Genomic DNA, 18,675 nt, shown 5'->3' with positions numbered 1-18,675 from the left:
CAGACCACCATGCCCGAGCACTCCACCCCCTTCGCGCCCCGGCGGCGCGGACCGGCCCCGCACGGCTGTACCCGGCGCGGTCTGCTGCGCGCCGCGCTCGGCGCCGCCGCGCTGGCCCCGCTCGCCGCGTGCAGCGTTCCCGGCGCCCGCGTACACGTCCCCACCGGCGAGGCGGAGATCGCCGCGGCCGTCAGCGACTTCTGGACCGGGAAGAAGAAGTCCGGAAAGCTGGACTTCGTCAACTACACGCAGTACATCGACGTCGACCCCGCCGACCAGAGCAGACACCCCACCCTCGACGCCTTCACCCGCGCCAGCGGCATCGAGGTCGCCTACAGCGAGCTGATCGACGACAGCGCCTCCTGGTTCGGCAGGATCCAGCCCGAGTTCGCCTCCGGCCAGGGCATCGGCTACGACCTGATGGTCGTCGGCGGCGACAGCTACCTCACCAAGTACATCCAGCTCGGCTACCTCGCACCCCTCGACCACAGCCGGCTGCCGCACTTCGCCGAGTACGGCGGGGCCGCGTTCAAGAACAGCTCCTTCGACCCCGGCAACGTCTACACCGTCCCCTGGCAGTCCGGCATGACCGGCATCGGCTACGACCCGGCCCAGGTCGGCCGGGAGATCACCAGCTGGCAGGACCTGCTCGACCCCAAGCTGCGCGGCAGGGTCGGCATGTGGAACGACGCGGTGCAGATGGGCAACGTCGCCCTGCTGGCCGTCGGTGTCGACCCGGAGACCTCCACCCCCGCCGACTGGCGCAAGGCGGCGGCCTGGCTGCGCGGGCAGCGCGACGCCGGCATGGTCCGCTCCTACAGCACCGCCACCTACCAGTCCTCGCTCCAGCGCGGCGACCTGGCGGCCTCGCTCGTCTACTCGGGCGACGTCTTCCAGGCCAACCAGAGCGGCTCGGCGCTGGAGTTCGTCATCCCCGAGGAAGGCGGTCTGCTGTGGACCGACAACCTCTGCATCCCGTCGACGGCCGCCCACCCCGTCGACGCCCTGACCTACATCGACTACGCCTACCGGCCCGAGGTCGCCGCGCGGATCAGCGAGACCGTGCAGTTCGTCTGCCCCGTCCCCGGCGCGCAAGCGGTCGTCGCCCGCGACGCGGCCGCCGCCACCGGCGAGCGGCGCACCGTGCTCGAGGCGCTGAGCACCAGCCCCCTGGTCTTCCCGACCGAGGCCGACGAAGCCAGGCTGCGCCACCTGCGGGTGCTCGACGAAGAGGAGGAGAAGCAGTGGAACGCGCTGTTCGAACCGATCTACCAGGCCTGACCCGGCGCCGCCGCGGGCGTCCCGCGGCCGCACTGGCCCCCTACTGGATGATCCTGCCGGGCTGGCTGTGGCTGGCGGCCTTCTTCGTCACCCCCGTGATCGTGATGGTGTCCCTGTCGCTCCAGACCGGTGACTTCATCGACGGCTTCCGCCAGACCTTCCACTTCCAGACCTACGCCGACGTGGTGCGCACCTACCACGTACAGCTGGTGCGGTCCCTGGTCTACGGCGCCGCGGCCACCGTCTCCTGCGCCCTCATCGGCTACCCGGTCGCCTACTGGATCGCCTTCCGGGCCGGCCGGCACAAGTCGGCGTTCCTCTTCCTGCTCCTGCTGCCGTTCTTCGTCTCCTTCGTCATCCGCACCCAGTCCTGGAACGTGGTGCTCGCCGACCACGGCGTCCTGCTCGGACCGCTGAAGGACATCGGCCTGCTCCCCGACGACTTCCACCTGCTGGCCACGCCCTACGCGGTGATCGGCGGACTGACCTACAACTTCCTGCCGTTCATGGTGCTGCCCGTCTACGTGGCCCTGGAACGGGTGGACCCCAAGGTGATCGAGGCCTCGACCGACCTGTACGCCTCCCGGGCGGCGACCTTCCTGCGCGTGGTGCTGCCGCTGTCGCTGCCCGGCGTCTTCGCCGGAGTGCTGCTGACCTTCGTGCCCGCCTGCGCCGACTACGTCAACGCCGGCATCCTCGGCGGCCCCTCCACCACGATGATCGGCAACATCATCCAGACGGAGTACTTCACCAACCTCGACTACCCGAGCGCCGCCGCCCTGTCCTTCGTCCTCATGGGCGCGCTGCTGCTCGCCGTGTTCACCTACGCCCGTGCCCTGGGCACCGACGAGGTCCTGGAGGTGGCCGCGCGATGAGCACACGAACCGCCGCCCCCGCGGCCGGCCCGCCCGCCGCGCCGCGGTCACGTCCCACCCGGCGGGTGCGCCGCCGCCCCACGCTGGCCGTGTACACGGTGCTGGTGCTGGGCTGGCTGATGCTGCCGATCGCCGTGATGGTCCTGTTCGGTTTCAACGACACCGGCAGCAAGGTGAACTTCACCTGGCAGGGCTTCACCCTGGACTGGTACCGGCATCTGTTCGCCATCCCCAACCTGACCGCCGCACTGGTCAACAGCCTCACCATCGCCCTGGTCGTCGCCGTGGTCGCCACGCTCCTGGGCACTCCGATCGGGCTGGCGCTCGGCCGCTACCGCTTCCGCGGCCGGGGATCGGTGGACCTGCTGATGTTCGCCGCCATCGCGGCACCGGAGATCGCGCTCGGCGCCGCCCTGCTGTCGCTGTTCATCGTCACGGGCGTGCCCCGCGGCTACTGGACGGTCGTCGTCGCGCACGTGGCGTTCTGCATCCCCTATGTCGCGATCACCGTCCGGGCGCGCATGGCGGGCCACGACCCGACGCTGGAGGAGGCCGCCCGCGACCTGGGGGCGGGTCCCTGGACGGCGTTCCGGCTGGTCACCCTGCCGGTCCTGCTGCCCGGCGTGGCCTCCGGCGCCCTGCTGTGCTTCGCCCTGTCGATCGACGACTACGTCATCACGAGCTTCAACGCCGGCCGTACGGTCACCTTCCCGCTGTGGGTCTACAGCGCCAGCCGTACGGGCGTGCCCCCGCAGGTCAACGTCATGGGGACGCTGATCTTCGTCGGCGGCCTGATCATCGCCGGAGCGAACGTCCTGTTCTCCCGGCGCCGCGCGGTCTGACCGATCCGGTCCACCGCGCCTCTCGGACACCGGCTCACCGGCGCCCGCCGGCCGGTACGGAACAACCTCCAAAGGAAAGATCACCGTGCTCAAGTTCAACGAAGCCGAGTTCGTCTCCCAGACGGAAAGCCTCGTGACGCTGCGCCCCCGGATCGAAGAGCTCGTCGACCGCCTGATCGACGACGGCTACGACAACGTCCTCCTCGTCGGCGCGGGCGGGACGTACGCGCAGATGTGGCCCTACGAGCACCTCGCCCGCCGCACCTCGCTGCTGCCGGTGCGGGCCGCCGTCGCCGCCGAGCTGGTCGTCTCCGGCGACGCCCGCCTCGGCGAGCGCACCGCCGCCGTCTTCACCTCCGTCTCCGGCACCACGGAGGACAGTCTCCGCGCCATCGATTACTGCAAGTCCCTCGGCGCCCACACGATCGGCTTCACCGGCATCCCCGACTCCCCCGTCGCCCAGGCCGTCGACACCGCGCTGATCTCCGAGCCCAAGGCCTGGCCGTTCGACGTCCAGATGCTCCTGTTCATGGGCCGACTGCTCTCCCGGCGGGGCGAGTTCGAGGGCTACGAGCGCCTCGCCGACGAACTCGCGGGCCTGCCCCGCGTCCTGGTGGACGTCGCCCGGCAGGCCGAGCCGGTGGCGGCGGCCTTCGCGGAGGCCCACAAGGACGACGCCTACCACTTCCTCATCGGCGGCGGAAACCTGTGGGGATTCACCTACCTGTACTCGATGTGCATCCTGGAGGAGATGCAGTGGCTGCGCACCACCCGGGTGCACAGCGCGGAGTTCTTCCACGGCTCGCTGGAACTGCTGGAGGAGGACACCAGCGTGATCGTCTTCCAGGGGGAGGACGAGACGCGGGCCCTGACCGACCGGGCGGAGGCTTTCGCCCGGCGCGTCTCCAAGAACGTCACCGTCTTCGACACCCGCGACTACCCCCTGGAGGGCATCAGCCCACGGTTCCGCGGGCTCCTCGCCCCGCTGGTGCTGGACACCGTGATGGACCGGGTCAGCAAGCACCTGGAGCGGGTCCGTGACCACTCCCTCGACCTGCGCCGCTACTACCGCGTCATGGACTACTGACCCGCCCGACCGGTTCCCCTCGTCCATCCACCCCGCGCGCCGGTGCCCCGGCACCGGCGCGCCCATGGCGGGCGCCGCGCTTCCCCGCGCGCCGCGTCCGCGCCTCGGGAGACCCTGATGAACGTCCTCGGCTTCGGCGACAACACCATCGACCGCTTCGTGGACCGCGGCACCGACTACCCGGGCGGCAACTGTGTCAACGTCGCCGTCTACGCCCGCCGGCTCGGCCTGGACGCCGCCTATCTGGGGGTGTTCGGCGACGACGGCCTCGCCGCCTTCCTGCGCGCGGCCGTGGCAGCGCAGGGCGTCGCCGTGGACCGCTGCGTCGTGCGCCGCGGCGCGACCTCGGTCTCCACCCTGCACGTGCAGGACGGCGACCGGGTCTTCCTGGACTACGCCCCCGGCGGCGACGCCGTCCGCGAACCACTCGTCCTCGACCCCGGCCTGCTGGCCTACGCGGCGTCGTTCACGCTCGTGCACTCCAGCGTCTACTCCGGCACCGAGGCCGAACTCCCCCGGCTCGCCGCGGCCGGACCGCTCGTCGGTTTCGACTTCTCCGACGAGGACGAGTACCGCACACCCGCGTACCTCGAGCGCGTCTGCCCCCATGTGGACCTGGCCCTGTTCTCCTGCTCCCACCTGGACGAGGCCGCCACGGGCGCGCTGCTCGCCGAGGCGGTACGGCGGGGCGCGGGCATGGCTCTGGCCACCCGTGGCCTCGACGGGGCGATCGCGCACGACGGCCGCGTCACCGCCGCCGCACCGGCCCGCGCCGCGGACCCCGCGGCCATGTCCGACACGATGGGCTGCGGAGACGCCTTCCTCGCCGGGTTCGTCGTGTCACTCCTCCACGACGGATGGTCCCGGCGGGTTCCGCCGGGCCCCGCGGCACTGCGACATGCCCTGCACCAGGGAGCACAGGCGGCGTACCAGCAGTGCTTCGTGGAGTCCGCCTTCGGCCACGGCCGGCCCGCACCCACGGCACGGGCCGGCGAACGGGACACGAGCAGGCCCGCATCCCACTGACCGGCTGGCCCGGACGACAGAACACGCCGCACCACAGGTCGAGCTCGCCGGTGCCGTCGGTGACGCCGGCGATCAGCGGACCGCTCGGGCGACCGCGCACGCCGCTGCCGGCCGCCGTTCGCCGCGGCGCGGTCGCCGAGGGAGTGCCCGGCCGGGCCCTTGTGCCGGCGGCTCCTCAGCACGGCCCCGGCGTCCAGGACGGGTCGCGGCCGAGCAGGGCGAGCAACCGGTCGCCCGGCGGGGCGTCGTCGGGCACCGCGATCCGTCGGCGGAACGCGGCACCGGCCCCGCGGCCCTCGTCCGGGACCAGGGCGGCGACGCGCAGCGCGGCAGCGGTGAGTTCGGCGGCGGGTTCCCACGGGGCGCCGATCGTCACCGCGACGTCCCAGGCGTGCACCACGTAGTCGAGCAGGTGGAAGCCGATCGCCGTCCGTCCGGGGACAGCGAACCCCTCCCCCACCTCCGGCAGCGCGAACGGCCGCTCCAGCACCTCGTCCTGCGCGAACGCGGCGGTGACCTCGCCCACCGACGCCTCATACGCTCCTGCCGGGTCATCGCCGAGGTCGCCGGCGTGCCATACGGCCCACGGCTCACCCGCGCCGCGAGCGGAGGCGGCGAACCCCTGGTTCTGGCTGACCAGATGGCGAAGCAGGCCGTACAGGGTCCAGTCCGCGCACGGCGTCGCCCCTCTCAAGTGGCCGGTCTTCACCTGGGAGACCACCTCCCCGGTCAGCAGCAGCGCCTGGCGGTCCAGCCGTCGTATGTCCATGGCCGGAGCGTAAAAGCACCCAGTGGTTCGGTTCCAGGGCCAATCAGCTCCCCCATGGTTGAGCCAATTGCCGGACTGGGAGCGGGCGACTGCCGTGCTGGAAGGCCGAGATGGACGTGTACGTCTGGCTTGACGGGCAGCGCGACCTGTCCGGCCAGATCTGCCGCCAGTTGCGCACCGCGATCCACGAGGGACTGCTACGGCCCGGTGATCCGCTGCCCCCAGCGCGGGAGTTGAGCCGCCGCCTCTCGCTGGCCCGCAACACCGTCGGTGTGGCCCAGGAACGGCTCGTCGCCGAGGGCTACGCGGACAGCAGGGTCGGCTGCGGGACCTACGCGCGTTCGACGGGCCTGCCCACGCAGGGGGCCGCGACCGCCGCCGGCACCACCGGCTCCGGACTGCGCCCCGGGCATCGAGCCGGGCCTGCACCGCGCACCCGGCCCGCCGCGGGACCGGAACGCGGCAGGAAGCGCCCCCACCCGCGCCCCCGATTCAGCATCACCACGACGACCTTCCGGCGCGTTCCATGCCCTGCGTATCCGGGTCAGGAGGCGCTGCCGACAGGTCGGACGGCAGAGCGAATCCCGGTCATGCCGACGACCGCCCCGCCGGAACTGGAGGCCGGTCAGCGGGCTGTGCGTGCGGAGCGGGGCCGATCCGGGCCGGCCGGCTCGATACAGCGGAGCTGGACGTGCTCGTACACCAGCGTGGTCTGCACGTCGACGACTTCACGGCGTTCGGTGAGGCGGTCGATGACGAAGGCGTACACGCCGTCCACATCGGGGACGGCCACGTGGAGGAGGAAGTCGTGAGTGCCCGAGGTGACGAACAAGCCGATCACCTCGGGCAGCCGCGCTGCCCATTCCCGGAACCCCTCGATGACGGCGCGTGCCGGAGGCCGGATGCGCACGGAGATGAGCGCTTGGACGGGGCGGCCGGCCGCATCGAGGTCCAGGGCAGCGTGGTACCCGGTGATCACACCGCGCTCGCGGAGCAGTCTCACCCGCTCCAGCGACGTGGAAGGCGAGACCCCCGCCTTCCCGGCGAGGTCGCGGTTGGTCTGCCGTGCATCGTTCTGCAACTCTCGCAGCAGGACCCGATCCAGCGCATCAAGTTCCACGGAAACGACTATATGCCGAACGAAATGCGGAGCGCAGGTGCTCCGGTCACACTTCTGCCTAGTCTCGCCGGTCATGGACATACGGAAGAACAGCCCGGCGGCCGGCGCGGTTCTGGTGCTGTCGGCGGCAGTGCTGTGGGGCACTGTCGGCCCGGCCCAGGTGCTGGCGGCCGGCACCATGACGTCCGCGGCCCTGGGCGGCTGGCGCCTGCTCGCGGGCGGACTGATCCTCGGGGCGTTCACCCTTCGTGCGCGAGCTGTCCGGGCGCTGGCTGCGCGCGACGTCATGCACCCACTGCTGATCTGCGCCTTCTCGACGGGTATCTACCAAGCGGCTTTTCTGTCCTCGGTGGCGCGGACCGGCGCGGCTCTGGCCACGGTGATCGCCCTGGGCACCGCCCCCGCCGCGACCGGTCTGTGCGCCCGGTGGGTGATCGGTGAACGGATGGGGACCGCCTGGATGGCCAGCACCGGCGCGGCCGTCGCCGGCTGCGCCCTCCTGCTGGCACCGGGGAGCACCGGCGTGGATCCGTTCGGCCTGCTCCTGGCCGTGGCCGCCGGTACCTGCTACGGCCTGTACACCGTCTTCGCCAAGAAACTGGCCGCCGCCACTCCCTCCGCCCACCTGCCCGCGCTCTCCGCCCTCTCCCTGCTGGTGGGCTCCCTCCCGCTGCTGCCCTGGATGATCAAGGATGCCGCCCCGGTGGGTGACGCCACCACCCTCGCCCTGATCGGCTGGCTGGGCATCGTCACCACCGCCGCCGCGTACTGGCTGTTCACCCTAGGTCTCAGCCGAGTGCGGGCGACCACGGCCGGGACGTTCAGCCTCGCCGAGCCCGTTGCTGCGGCCCTGATCGGCGTGCTCCTCCTCCACGAACACCTCTCGCCCTCGGCGTGGGCCGGCTGCGCGCTGATCCTCGCCGGAATGATCACCATGTGCCTGGCGCCGATGCCTCGCGGTCGCGCTTCCGCACGGGTGCGGGTGGATTCGCGGGCTCGCCGTGACACGTTCACCGACAGTTCCGGACTCTCCGACGAGCGGAACGCAGGAGAGCCGCTTCCTTTCCTCAAGCAGAACTAGGGTCAGCGCGAAGGCGTCCGCGCAGCGGGGTTCGCGGCTGCCGGGCGAGCGGCCCCTGCACGAGGGGAGTTCCTCCGCCGTCCGGCCGGCCCGGCGTCCCCCGGCCGGAAGCTGACCGCCGGTCACGCTGACGGCCGTTGCCCGGCTCGTCGCGGGCAGGAGCACGGTCGCGGATCAGAGCCGCAACCCGCCGTGGTCCGTGTGCCGGTCACGCCGGACGGAGTGCGGGTGCGGTGTGCCGGGAAGCCCGGGTGGTGCCGGCGACCACGCCGATGCCGGCGGCGAACCCTTGCGGCACCGCGGGATGGACCACCGCCCGGGACGGGCAAGGGCGTGTGCGGAGCGCACACGGAAGGGGCGGGACCGCGGGAAGCGGATGCCCGGCGCCGCCCGCGGGAACGGCCCGGGGGCCGGATCACCCACACCCCCACCGCCCTCCGCCCCCCGTCCGGCCGACCTCGCCCCACAGGAATCCTTTGACACTCTCAAACGCATACGTATACCGTCCGTGCCCAGTTGGGCATTTCTAGTGGACGCCCTGGCGAACGGATAGGTGGTTCCCGTGCTTTCGGAGCCGGACGGACAGATCGGGCGGCGCGTCATGCTGCGCACGGCGGGAGCGGGCATCGGCGTGCTCGCCGCCTCGGCGATCCTCTCGGCGTGTTCGCCCCCGCCCCGGGAAGCGGACGCCGGCTCCGAGGGCGAGACGGCCACGCGGGGCACGGACACCCCCATCGACACCCTGACGCTGGCTCTGCCCTCCTCCATCTCGACCCTGGACGTCAGCCGCGAGTCGGGCATCCTCAACTACGTCGTCGCGGCCCTGGTGCAGGAGTCCCTGCTCTCGGTCGGCCCCACCGGCGAACTGAAGCCCGCCCTGGCCGAGTCCTGGAAGCAGCCCGACGCCAGGACGTACGTGTACACCCTGCGCCGCGACGCCCGGTTCTCCGACGGCACCACGGTCACCCCCGACGACGTGCTCGCCTCCATCCAGGCCGCCCGGGACGACTCCAGCGCTCTCGCCTACGCCTGGGCCGGTGTCACCTCGGTCAAGGCCACGGGCGCGCGGGAGATCACCATCCGCCTCGCCGAACCCGACGCCGCCTTCGCCTGGACGCCGACCCCTGGCACCCTGCTCATCAGCAGCAGGGCGTTCCTCACCCGGAACAAGGGCAGCGTGGGCACCCCCAAGACCCTGCTGCTGGGGTCCGGCCCCTACAAGGTGACCTCCTTCGCCGCCGACGACCACGTCGGCCTGGAACGCAACGACGCCTGGTGGGGCGGCGAGCCGTCGCTCAAGACGTTGAAGCTGTCCTTCATCCCCGACGCCGGCACACGCCTCGTGGCCATGAAGTCCGGCTCCGTCGACGGCGCGCTGGACCTGCCCTCCGACGAGGCACGCACCTGGGAGTCGACCGCCTCGGTCACCTACACCGGCGACCGCTCCGTGGTCGCCCTCGCGTTCGACACCTCCCGGGCGCCCTTCGACGACGTCCACGTCCGCAAGGCGTTCGCCCACGCCGCCGACCGGGCCGGCATGACCAGCGGCATCCTGCACGGCAAGGCGGAGGTGGCCGCCACCCTGGTCTCGCCCGACATGTGGGGGGACCTGCTCACCGCCGACCAGGTGGCCGACGCCTACAAGGCCCTGCCCGCCTGGGACTTCGACCTCGACCGGGCCAAGGCCGAGCTGGCGAAGTCCGCCCACGGCGACGGCTTCACCCTCGACCTCAGCTACCCGAGCAGCGGCCCCCAACTGGGCAAGGCCGCGCTGGCCCTGGCCGCCTCGCTGAAGAAGCTCGGCATCACGCTCGACGTCAAGGAGGTCACGCTGGAGCAGTGGATCGCCGACCTCGTGCCCGGCCGGAAGCCCTTGCAGTTCCTGTGGTACTTCCCCGTCACCGGCGATCCCGCGGAGCTCACCAACGCCTACCTGGACGCCTCCGCCACCGCGACCAACCTGCCGCGTTACGACGACACCACGGTGAACACCGCCCTGGCCGCCGCCCGCCGGACCACCGACCGGGCGGAGCGGGGCAGGCACCTGATGACCGCCGTCGAGACGTCCGCCGCCGCCCTGCCCTACCTGCCGCTGTGGTGGGCGCAGACCGCGACCGCCCTGTCGAAGGATCTCGTACTGGAGGAACCCGGCCCCTTCGCCCTGATCGGCCCCTGGGCGGCCAGGATCAAGAAGGCCGCCGCCGGCTGAAGCCGGCAGGCCGTGGCCAGGATCGAGCAGGCCGTCACCGGGGGCGGGAAGGCGGCGCCGCCACCTCGAGCGGGCCGGCCTGCGGTGGTCACGACCGGTCAGGCCCCGGCCCGAAGCGCGACGGCCGCCACCTCACGACCGCGTGCCGGGCGCATGTCCCCCGGTCGCCCGGCACGCACTCCCCGCCCCCCACATGCAGTCCCGCCCCCGGGGCGCACCCCCGCCGACAGTCCCGGCCCCGGCACCCTCCACCCCGACAACCGGCCCCGGCCGGCCCCACCTCACCGGGCCGCGGCCCCCGCGCACCGGGCCCGGCCGCAGCACGAACGGAACCAGCATGACCAGTCCCACCCCGCCGCCCGGCCCCGGCCCGGATCCGGTCGCGGCGGTCCGCCGGGTCAGGCGGGCCATGTCCGACCTGACGGCGCCGCTGGATGCGCGGATCAGTCCCGACGGACGCCAGGTGGCGGTCACCGTGACCGGACCGCACGGCACCGACGTCGTCCTCGCCCCGGCGCACGGCCCGGCGACGGCCCTACCCGCCGTCACCGGCGCCTGTCACACGCCGCGCTGGCTGCCGGACTCCCGAACCCTCCTGCTCATGAGGGAGACGGAGGAGACGAGGGAGGCGGGGGCACCGGACGGCGCCGGCCTGCCGGTGCTGACCGCCTGGGACACGCGCACCGGTGTCCGCCGCGATCTGGTGTCCGTCCCGGGCGCCGTGGAGGACGTGCTCGTCGCCGCCGACGGCTCGGAGATCCTGCTGCTGGTGGCGGACGACGGGGCCGAGCGCGACGGCATGAACCTGGGGCTGCCCGTCCGGCTGGGCGCGGCGCCCGACCCCGACTCCCACCGCCCCGGCACCGGCCGGCGCCGCCTGCTGCACGCGCTGCTCCCGCCTCCCGGGACCCTGACCGGTCCCCGGCCCGCCGCACCGGTCGCCCTGCGCGACGCCGGGCCGCCGGAGCTGACGGTCTGGAACGCGGCCTGGCGCGGCGGCCGGACCGCCGTGGCCACCGTCTCCGAGGATCCGCTGCCCGCCGGCTACTACACCGCGTGGCTGGCCCGCGTCGACCTCACCGACGGGAGCACCAGGGTGCTCCACCGGCCCGAAGGGCAGCTCGCCGCACCGGCGCTCACCCCGGACGGCCGCAGCGCCGTCGTCGCCGAGGGCATCTCCATCGTGGCCGGCCGTCCGGTCGTCGTGGACCTCGCGGACGGCACCGTGACCACCACGAGCGCGGTCGAGGACGTCACCTGGCTGCTGCCCGACCCACGGGATCCGGGCCGGCTGCTCACCGCCGGCTGGAGCGGCACCGGGAGCCGGCTCGCCGCGGTCCGCCTCGGCCGGGCCGCACCCGACGGCACCGAGGTCACCGTACTCCGCGAGGAGCAGGCGGTCCTCACCGGCGCCGGCTTCCGGCCGGCCCTCACCCTGAGCGCGGACGGCCGGACCGCCGCGACCGTCCGGGACGCGCCCGGGGAGCCACCGCAGGCCGTGGTCGCGCCCACCCACGGGCCGCACGCCTGGGCCTGGCGCCCGGTCACCGCCCCCGACCCGGCCGCCGCGCCCCGCGCACACGGCGGCCACCTCGGCCTCGCGGGCGTCCGCACCCGCCCCACCGCGTGGACCGCGTCCGACGGCCGCACCGTCCACGGCCTGCTGCTCGACGCACCCGCCGTGCCCGCACCCTGCGGCCCGCACTCCGAGGACCGCGAGACTCCGACGCCACCGCTACCGCGGGCGCGTCCACGCCCGTTGGCCGTGGTGCTGCACGGCGGCCCCTCCTGGCAGTGGTCCGCCGCCCACGCGCCCGCCGACGTGCTCGGGCTGGGTCCCGCGCTGGCCGCCGCCGGATGGCTCGTCCTGCTGCCCAACCCCCGCGGCAGCAGCGGCTACGGCCTGGACCACGCCCGCGCCGTGGTCGGCGACGTGGGAGAGGGCGACCTCGACGACGTCCTCACCGGCGTCGCCCACCTCACCGCGCACGGCGCGGCCCTGCCCGGCCGTGCCGCTGTCCTCGGCCACAGCTACGGCGGCTTCCTCGCCGCTCTCGCCGCCGCCCGCACCGACGCCTTCCGTGCCGCGGTCGTGGTCTCCGCGCCCACCGACTGGCTCAGCTTCGCCCACACCTCCGTGATCGGAGGCGGCTACGAGCGGACCTACGGCATCGGCGACGCCGCCACCGCCGAGGGCCGCGCCGCCCTGCTCGCGCGCTCCCCCGTCTTCGCCGACGGCGGCACCGGCACCCCCACCCTCGTCCTGCACGGCGAGCAGGACCGCGTCACCCCGGCCGGCCAGGCGCACGAGCTGTACCGGGCCCTGGCCCGACGCGCGGCGGCACCGGTGGAGCTGCACCTGTACAAGGGCGAGGGCCACGAGTTCACCCGTCCGGACCACCTGCTGGACGCCGCCACCCGCGCCGCGGCATGGCTCACCCGGCACGTCACCCCCGAGGCGGCGCGGACCTACGCCACCGGAGGCCCGGACGACCGCCCGCCCGCCGGTCCGCCCCGGCCGGGCGGCTCCACCCCGGCCGAAGGACCGGACGACCGCCCGCCCACCGGTCCCGCGCGGCCGGGCGGCTCCACCCCGAAGGAAGCACCGTGACCGACCCGAGCCCGCGCCAGGGCGCCGTGCCGCCACCGCCGGCGTGGCACACCCGGCTGCGCACCGCCCTGCCCGCCCGCTTCGTACTGCGCCGCCTGGCCGGCACCGCCGGGCTGCTGCTCGTGCTCTCCGTCGCCGTGTTCGCGCTGCTGCGGCTCGCACCCGGAGACCCCGCACGCACCCTCCTCGGCACCCGCGGCGCCACCCCCGACGCCCTGGCCTCGGTACGCGCCGCCCACAACCTCGACGACCCCCTCGCCCTGCAATACGTCCGGTGGCTGGCCGACGCCTGCCGAGGCGACCTCGGCACCTCCATCCGGACCGGCGAGGCGGTCTCCGCGGCCCTCGGCGGCCGGCTGGCGCTCACCTGCCAACTCGTCCTGACCGGCTTCGCGGTGGCGCTGCTCCTCGGGGTCCCGCTGGGCGTCCTGGCCGGACTGCGGGCACGCGGCGCGCTCGACCGCGCCGTGCAGAGCCTCGGCGTACTGGCCCTGTCCACCCCCGCCTTCGCCGGCGGCCTGCTGCTCATCTACGTCTTCTCCCTGATGCTGGGCTGGCTTCCCGCCTACGGGCCCGGCACCGGCGGCGGCGACCGGCTGCTGCACCTGGTGCTGCCCGGCATCACCCTGGGCCTGGCCGTGACCGCCGTGCTGATCAAACTGACGCGCGCCGCCGTGGTGCGCGAACTCGCCCGCGAGCACGTCACCTTCGCCCTGGCCCGAGGCGTTCCCCGGCGCACCGTGCTGCGCCGGTACGTGGTGCGCGGCACCGCCGTGCCGGTCACCACCGGTATCGGCCTGGTCCTGGCCTACCTGCTGGCCGGCACCGTGATGGTCGAGCAGGTCTTCGCCCTGCCCGGGCTGGGGCAGCTCCTCGTGCAGTCGGTCACCTTCAAGGACGTCCCCGTCGTGCAGGCGGAGGCGCTGCTGATCGCGGGGCTGATCTGCCTGGCGAACCTGGCCACCGACCTCACCCACCCCCTGACCGACCCCAGGCTGCGCACGGCCCGCCCCCGGCGCGCCCCCGCCTCCGCGGGCCCGGCCGGCACGGTGAAGGAGCAGGCATGACCACCGACACCTCCCTGACCCCCGTACCGCCGCGCGGAACCCGGAGGCGGCGCGGCGCCGGCGTCCTGAACGCGGTCTGCGCGGCGATCGGTGCGCTGCTGCTGGTCGCGGCCGTCGCGGGCCAGTGGGTGTTCCCCGACTGGGACCGGCAGGACCTGCTGTCGACCGCCGCGATGCCCGGGGCCGGCCATCCGCTCGGTACCGACGAACTCGGCCGGGACATCCTGCGGATGCTGGTGGCCGGCGCGCGCAGCACCCTGGCCGGCGCCGCTCTCGTCGCCCTCGGGTCGATGCTGATCGGCAACGTCCTGGGAGTGGCGGCCGGCTATCTCGGCGGCCTCACCGACACCGTGGTCCGCCGCCTGGCCGACCTGCTGCTCGCCCTGCCGGCGCTGCTGGTGACCATCGTGGTGGCGGGCATCGGCGGTGGCGGGTACGCCCTCGCCGTCGGCGTGCTCGTGGTCCTCACCTCGCCGGGCGACATCCGGCTGGTCCGCTCGGCCGTCCTCGAACAGCGCCACCGCGCCTACGTCGAGGCCGCCCGCAGTCTGGGCCTGCGGCCGGCGACCGTCATGGTGCGGCACGTCTGGCCCAACGTGCTGCCGGTCGTCGTGGCCAACACCATGCTCAACTTCGCCGGCGCCATCGTCGCGCTGTCCTCGCTGTCCTTCCTCGGCCTGGGCGTGCCGCCCGGCGCCCCCGGCTGGGGGCGGATGCTCGCCGAGAACCGCACGCTGCTCTACGACAACCCGTCGGCCGCCCTCGCCCCCGCCCTCGCGGTCATCGTGTCCGCGGTGGTGCTGAACCTGCTCGGCGACCGGCTGTTCGAGGTCTTCTCCGACCGGAGGTCCCGATGACCGACGCACCCCGCACCGCCTCCGGCACCGCGGCCCCCGCCCCTGGCACCCCCGCGGACACGGTGCCCCTGCTGGAGGTCACCGGGCTGCGGATCACCGCGACCGGGGCCGCCGCGTCCGCGACGGTCGTCGACGGCGTCGGCCTGCGCGTGGCGCCGGGTGAATGTGTCGGCGTGGTGGGCGAGTCGGGCAGCGGCAAGTCCCTCCTCGTACGCGCCGTCGCCGGCCTGCTGCCCGAGGGCGTCGCCGTCACCGGCGGCAGCGTCCGGCTGGCCGGCCGGGAAGCCCTGGGACTGGCGGACGGCGAACGGCACGCGCTGCGCGGTCGCCGGCTCACCCTGCTGCTCCAGGACCCGTTCACCATGCTTCACCCGCAGCTGACCTGCGGCCGCCAGATCGCCGACGGGCTGCGCGACGACCACCCCGCCCTCGCCGCCGCCCGCGGCCGCCGCGCCCGGCACACCGCCCGGCGCGCCGAAGTCGTACGCCGGCTCGCCGAAGTAGGACTGGAAGCGGCGGTCGCCGACCGGTATCCGCACGAACTGTCGGGCGGCATGCGGCAGCGCGTCGCCGCCGCGGCGGCCCTGGCGGGCGACCCGGACCTGCTGGTCGCCGACGAGCCGACCACCGCGCTCGACGCGGCCAGCCGGCGGGCCCTGCTGGACCTGCTGCGCGGCCTGCAGCGGCGGCGCGGCATGGGACTGCTGCTCATCACCCACGACCTGTCGGTCGCCTTCTCCACCTGCGACCGCGTCTACGTGCTGTACGCCGGATCGGTACTGGAACAGGGAGCGGCGGCCGACCTGCGGCGCGAGCCCCGGCACCCGTACACGGCGGCGCTCCTGGCCGCCGAGCCGTCCGTGCGCACCCGCCACGAACGCCTGCCCACCGTCCCCGGCTTCGTGCCGCCGCCGGGCAGCCGCGGCGCGGGCTGTCCGTTCGCCGACCGCTGCCCGCACGCGGCACCGGAGTGCCGTACCGAACCGCTGCGCCTGCGGGTTCCGCCCCGCGCGCGGCCGGACCGTGAGGCCGAGGGGGAGCAGCGCCTGTCGGCCTGCGTGCGCCTGGCCGCGCTCGGCGAGCACCTGGTGCCGACCGCCACCGGCACGCCCGGGAGGGCCCGCGCGGAGACGGCTGCCGACCGGCCCGACGCTCCGCGAACGGAGCCGCACGACACCCCGCCCGCGCTCCCCGCGGCGTCCCCCGAGGCCCCGCCCGCCCTGCGTATGACCGGGGTGCGCCGCACCTTCCAGGGCGGCGGTGAACCGCACCCGGCGGTCCGCGACGTGACCTTGACCGTGCCGGACGGCAGGATCACCGCGCTGGTCGGGGAGTCGGGGTCGGGCAAGACGACGCTGGCCCGCATCGCCGTGGGCCTGGAGAGTTTCGACGCCGGGCAGGTCGACGTGGGCGACGTGTCCCTGAGCGCGGGCCGCCTGCCCGCCGGCGCACGGCGCATCCGGCTCGCCTCCCGCGCGCAGATCGTCTTCCAGGACCCCTTCTCCTCCCTCGACCCCCTGCGCACCGTGGGCGCCACGCTCGCCGAGGCCCTCACCGCGGCCGGCCGCCTCCCGGACGGCAGGCGCCGGGAACGCCGCCTGCGTCTGCGCGCACGGGTCGAGGAACTGCTGACGCAGGTCGGCCTGCCCGCCGCCCACGCCCGCCGGCGGCCCGCGGGTCTGTCCGGCGGCGAACGCCAGCGCGTCGCCATCGCCAGGGCGCTGGCCGTACGGCCCCGGCTGCTGGTCTGCGACGAGGCCGTGGCCGCGCTGGACGTGTCGGTGCAGGCCCAGCTGCTCAACCTGCTCACCGAACTCCAGCGGGCCGAGGGCTTCGCGGTGCTCTTCATCACCCACGACCTGGGCGTGGTACGGCAGATCGCCGACGAGGTCGCGGTGATGTACCGCGGCGAACTGGTGGAACAGGGCTCCGTGTCCCGCGTGCTGGACCGGCCCGGCCACGCGTGGACCCGCCGCATGCTGGACTCGCTGCCCGATCCGGCGCGGACCGATCCCGCCCCCGCGGCAGACGGGCCGGTCCTGCCCATCACACCCGACAGCCCTGCCCCGACCACCTAGGGCCTGTTGCGAAAGTCCCGCCTGCCCGACGACGCCATGCACGCTCCCCCAGCCTCCGGCCGGGGGGACCCCCACTCGCCGCACCGGCCCCTGACCCAAGTACATCCAGTACGAGGGCCAGGGGCCGGCACTCCCCCAGCCTTCGGCCGGGGGGACCCCCAGAGCACGCACCTGACGCCGCCAGGCCCGCCCTCCGGGCGGACGACGGGACTTTCGCAACAGGCCCTAGACTGACGCAGATCCACCACGAGCCGCCGAGGAGGACAGGTGCCGCTCACCTCCGCCGTTCCCGCCCAGCCGGACGAGACACCCGCCTCGTCACCGTCGGCCGCCCGGGGGCCGCTGCGGCGGGCCGCGGGCGACGTCACCCGTCCCGCACCGGTCGGCGACCCGGTGCGGGACGCCCTGTCGGTGAACATCAACCGCCGTCGGCTCCTGCGTGGTTGGAGCCTGCGCGAACTGTCCGCCGCGACCGGCGTCAGCAAGGCCCTGCTGTCCCAGATCGAACGCGGCGAGGCCAACCCGACCCTGGACGTCGTTTCGCGCATCGCGGCCGTGCTCGACACCGACCCTGTCGACCTGCTGCGCCGCTCGCTGCGGGAGCCCGAGATCCTGCGCGCCGACGAACTCGTCGAACCCGACGGGGAGACCGCCGTCAACCTGCTCTTCGAGGGGCACGGCCACAGCCGCTTCGAGGTGTACCGCTCCCGGCTCCACCCACACGCCCAGAGCCAGGTCAGCTCGCACGGCACGGGCTCCGTCGAGCACGTCATGGTGGTCGCCGGCCGGGTGACGCTCGTCGTCGACGAGGTGCCGTACGACCTGCGCGCCGGGGACAGCGCCCGCTTCGACGGCCGGGCGAGCCACTACTACACGACCGACGACAGCGCGGCCACCACCCACAGCATCGTCGGCTACCCGCCGGCCTGACCAACTGTCCGCTCACGAGGTGGAAGTGACTGCGCATCGGGTGATCCGGTCGTGGCCGGTCGTGCTCCGCTGCCCGGTCAGGCGATGTCGAGCAGCAGGCCGCTGAGCTCCACGGGCATGGTGACCATGGCGTCGTGACCGGTCTTCAGCTGGTGGATGCGGGACGGCTCGCCGTTGGGCTGAGTCTTCGGCAGGGGCCGCCGGGTGACGCCTTCGGGCTCGCTGCCGACGCAGAGAATGTGGACCCGCGGGATCGCGGCCTGGGCGGGGTTGTCCGTCTCGGCCGGCTGCTGGAAGCAGAGGGCCGACTCATCCGCGAGCGTGGTCCTGAGCCAGGCGATGTCCTCGGGGTCGGTGACGCCGAACAGGCCGAGCGGCGCGGGCAGCTCCGGCAGCGGCGGAATGCGCCACGGCTCGGCGGTGTCGGCGGCAGCGTCGATCAGGGCCTGGGTGAGCGGCATGACGTCGATGGCGTTCTCGCCGTGCATCGGCACCATGGCGTCGAGGTACACCAGGTGCGAGATGCGCTCGGGAATGCGGTTCGCCACGCTGGAGATGACCATCCCCGCGTAGCTGTGACCGACGAGGACGACGTCTCTCAGGCCGTGGCCGAGGACGAGGCCGACGATGTCGTCGACGTGGGTGGTGAGTCCGACCTCGGGGCCGAGCAGGTGGGCCTTGTCCCCGTGGCCGGTGAGGGACGGCGTGAGGACACGGTGGCCCCGGGCGGTGAGCAGCGGGGCGACGCGGTTCCAGCACTGCCCGTCGTGCCAGGCGCCGTGAACGAGGACGTACGTGGTGGGGTGGGACATGGATGCTTCCTCGTGGTGAGAGTGGATCTG

The 18,675-nt window shown here is 73.9% G+C and carries 15 protein-coding genes and 1 pseudogene; 13 read left to right on the top strand and 3 right to left on the bottom strand.

Annotated features, from left to right (window positions below; translation table 11 throughout):
* The first annotated feature begins 9 nt into the window (after positions 1-9).
* From ACZ3KJ_RS24560 to ACZ3KJ_RS24540, 5 genes are all read left to right on the top strand, one after another.
* Complete coding sequence (locus ACZ3KJ_RS24560; RefSeq protein WP_467530063.1) at positions 10-1,281, top strand: polyamine ABC transporter substrate-binding protein; 1,272 nt, start codon at positions 10-12, stop codon at positions 1,279-1,281.
* Positions 1,245-2,156: an ABC transporter permease gene (locus ACZ3KJ_RS24555; protein ID WP_467530061.1), complete on the top strand. Its 912-nt coding sequence runs from the start codon at positions 1,245-1,247 to the stop codon at positions 2,154-2,156. The genes ACZ3KJ_RS24560 and ACZ3KJ_RS24555 overlap by 37 nt, the downstream gene beginning before the upstream one ends.
* A complete protein-coding gene (locus ACZ3KJ_RS24550; protein ID WP_467530059.1) occupies positions 2,153-2,998 on the top strand; it encodes an ABC transporter permease in 846 nt (281 codons plus the stop codon). The genes ACZ3KJ_RS24555 and ACZ3KJ_RS24550 overlap by 4 nt, the downstream gene beginning before the upstream one ends.
* A gap of 85 nt (positions 2,999-3,083) precedes the next feature.
* Positions 3,084-4,085: an SIS domain-containing protein gene (locus tag ACZ3KJ_RS24545; RefSeq protein ID WP_467530058.1), complete on the top strand. Its 1,002-nt coding sequence runs from the start codon at positions 3,084-3,086 to the stop codon at positions 4,083-4,085.
* Between the two features lie 117 nt (positions 4,086-4,202).
* Complete coding sequence (locus ACZ3KJ_RS24540) at positions 4,203-5,111, top strand: PfkB family carbohydrate kinase (RefSeq protein WP_467530056.1); 909 nt, start codon at positions 4,203-4,205, stop codon at positions 5,109-5,111.
* A gap of 175 nt (positions 5,112-5,286) precedes the next feature.
* Here ACZ3KJ_RS24540 and ACZ3KJ_RS24535 read toward each other — a convergent pair whose 3' ends face one another.
* The gene (locus ACZ3KJ_RS24535) at positions 5,287-5,880 is read right to left on the bottom strand and encodes a TIGR03086 family metal-binding protein (protein ID WP_467530054.1); all 594 of its coding nucleotides are present in this window, start codon (positions 5,878-5,880) and stop codon (positions 5,287-5,289) included.
* Positions 5,881-5,990: 110 nt separating this feature from the next.
* Between ACZ3KJ_RS24535 and ACZ3KJ_RS24530 the strand changes: the two are divergent.
* Positions 5,991-6,203: pseudogene (locus ACZ3KJ_RS24530) on the top strand (GntR family transcriptional regulator); the annotation flags it as partial.
* Between the two features lie 302 nt (positions 6,204-6,505).
* Here ACZ3KJ_RS24530 and ACZ3KJ_RS24525 read toward each other — a convergent pair.
* Positions 6,506-7,075: an Lrp/AsnC family transcriptional regulator gene (locus ACZ3KJ_RS24525; RefSeq protein WP_467530052.1), complete on the bottom strand. Its 570-nt coding sequence runs from the start codon at positions 7,073-7,075 to the stop codon at positions 6,506-6,508.
* Between ACZ3KJ_RS24525 and ACZ3KJ_RS24520 the strand changes: the two genes are divergently transcribed.
* From ACZ3KJ_RS24520 to ACZ3KJ_RS24490, 7 genes are all read left to right on the top strand, one after another.
* Positions 7,074-8,081: a DMT family transporter gene (locus ACZ3KJ_RS24520; protein ID WP_467530050.1), complete on the top strand. Its 1,008-nt coding sequence runs from the start codon at positions 7,074-7,076 to the stop codon at positions 8,079-8,081. The genes ACZ3KJ_RS24525 and ACZ3KJ_RS24520 overlap by 2 nt on opposite strands.
* Positions 8,082-8,643: 562 nt before the next feature.
* A complete protein-coding gene (locus tag ACZ3KJ_RS24515; RefSeq protein ID WP_467530049.1) occupies positions 8,644-10,290 on the top strand; it encodes an ABC transporter substrate-binding protein in 1,647 nt (548 codons plus the stop codon).
* A 337-nt stretch (positions 10,291-10,627) separates the two neighbouring features.
* Positions 10,628-12,901 (top strand): S9 family peptidase, encoded by a 2,274-nt coding sequence (locus ACZ3KJ_RS24510; protein WP_467530047.1) that lies wholly within the window; start codon positions 10,628-10,630, stop codon positions 12,899-12,901.
* Entirely contained in the window at positions 12,898-13,968 is a 1,071-nt protein-coding gene (locus ACZ3KJ_RS24505) for an ABC transporter permease (RefSeq protein ID WP_467530045.1), read from the top strand. The genes ACZ3KJ_RS24510 and ACZ3KJ_RS24505 overlap by 4 nt, the downstream gene beginning before the upstream one ends.
* On the top strand, positions 13,965-14,825 hold the full coding sequence (locus ACZ3KJ_RS24500) for an ABC transporter permease (RefSeq protein WP_467530043.1): 861 nt from the start codon (positions 13,965-13,967) through the stop codon (positions 14,823-14,825). The genes ACZ3KJ_RS24505 and ACZ3KJ_RS24500 overlap by 4 nt, the downstream gene beginning before the upstream one ends.
* Positions 14,822-16,903 (top strand): ABC transporter ATP-binding protein, encoded by a 2,082-nt coding sequence (locus ACZ3KJ_RS24495; protein ID WP_467530042.1) that lies wholly within the window; start codon positions 14,822-14,824, stop codon positions 16,901-16,903. Before ACZ3KJ_RS24500 ends, ACZ3KJ_RS24495 begins: the two co-directional genes overlap by 4 nt.
* 267 nt (positions 16,904-17,170) lie before the next feature.
* Positions 17,171-17,833, top strand: coding sequence for a helix-turn-helix domain-containing protein (locus ACZ3KJ_RS24490; protein WP_467530040.1), 663 nt, complete (start codon positions 17,171-17,173; stop codon positions 17,831-17,833).
* Between the two features lie 77 nt (positions 17,834-17,910).
* Here ACZ3KJ_RS24490 and ACZ3KJ_RS24485 read toward each other — a convergent pair whose 3' ends face one another.
* Positions 17,911-18,645, bottom strand: coding sequence for an alpha/beta fold hydrolase (locus tag ACZ3KJ_RS24485; RefSeq protein ID WP_467530039.1), 735 nt, complete (start codon positions 18,643-18,645; stop codon positions 17,911-17,913).
* Between the last annotated feature and the right edge of the window lie 30 nt (positions 18,646-18,675).

It is taken from the genome of Streptomyces sp. NPDC003248 (genome assembly GCF_055563235.1).
Note: the sequence above shows the minus strand (reverse complement) of the source record. Positions and strands in the feature narration are given on the sequence as shown.

What these genes read in the sequence shown, in the direction of transcription:
- ACZ3KJ_RS24560 (WP_467530063.1), top strand. Translation starts at nt 10, where the DNA reads ATGCCCGAGCACTCCACCCCCTTCGCGCCCCGGCGGCGCGGACCGGCC.
- ACZ3KJ_RS24550 (WP_467530059.1), top strand. Translation starts at nt 2,153, where the DNA reads ATGAGCACACGAACCGCCGCCCCCGCGGCCGGCCCGCCCGCCGCGCCG.
- ACZ3KJ_RS24540 (WP_467530056.1), top strand. Translation starts at nt 4,203, where the DNA reads ATGAACGTCCTCGGCTTCGGCGACAACACCATCGACCGCTTCGTGGAC.
- ACZ3KJ_RS24535 (WP_467530054.1), bottom strand. Translation starts at nt 5,880, where the DNA reads ATGGACATACGACGGCTGGACCGCCAGGCGCTGCTGCTGACCGGGGAG.
- ACZ3KJ_RS24520 (WP_467530050.1), top strand. Translation starts at nt 7,074, where the DNA reads ATGGACATACGGAAGAACAGCCCGGCGGCCGGCGCGGTTCTGGTGCTG.
- ACZ3KJ_RS24525 (WP_467530052.1), bottom strand. Translation starts at nt 7,075, where the DNA reads ATGACCGGCGAGACTAGGCAGAAGTGTGACCGGAGCACCTGCGCTCCG.
- ACZ3KJ_RS24510 (WP_467530047.1), top strand. Translation starts at nt 10,628, where the DNA reads ATGACCAGTCCCACCCCGCCGCCCGGCCCCGGCCCGGATCCGGTCGCG.
- ACZ3KJ_RS24500 (WP_467530043.1), top strand. Translation starts at nt 13,965, where the DNA reads ATGACCACCGACACCTCCCTGACCCCCGTACCGCCGCGCGGAACCCGG.
- ACZ3KJ_RS24495 (WP_467530042.1), top strand. Translation starts at nt 14,822, where the DNA reads ATGACCGACGCACCCCGCACCGCCTCCGGCACCGCGGCCCCCGCCCCT.
- ACZ3KJ_RS24485 (WP_467530039.1), bottom strand. Translation starts at nt 18,645, where the DNA reads ATGTCCCACCCCACCACGTACGTCCTCGTTCACGGCGCCTGGCACGAC.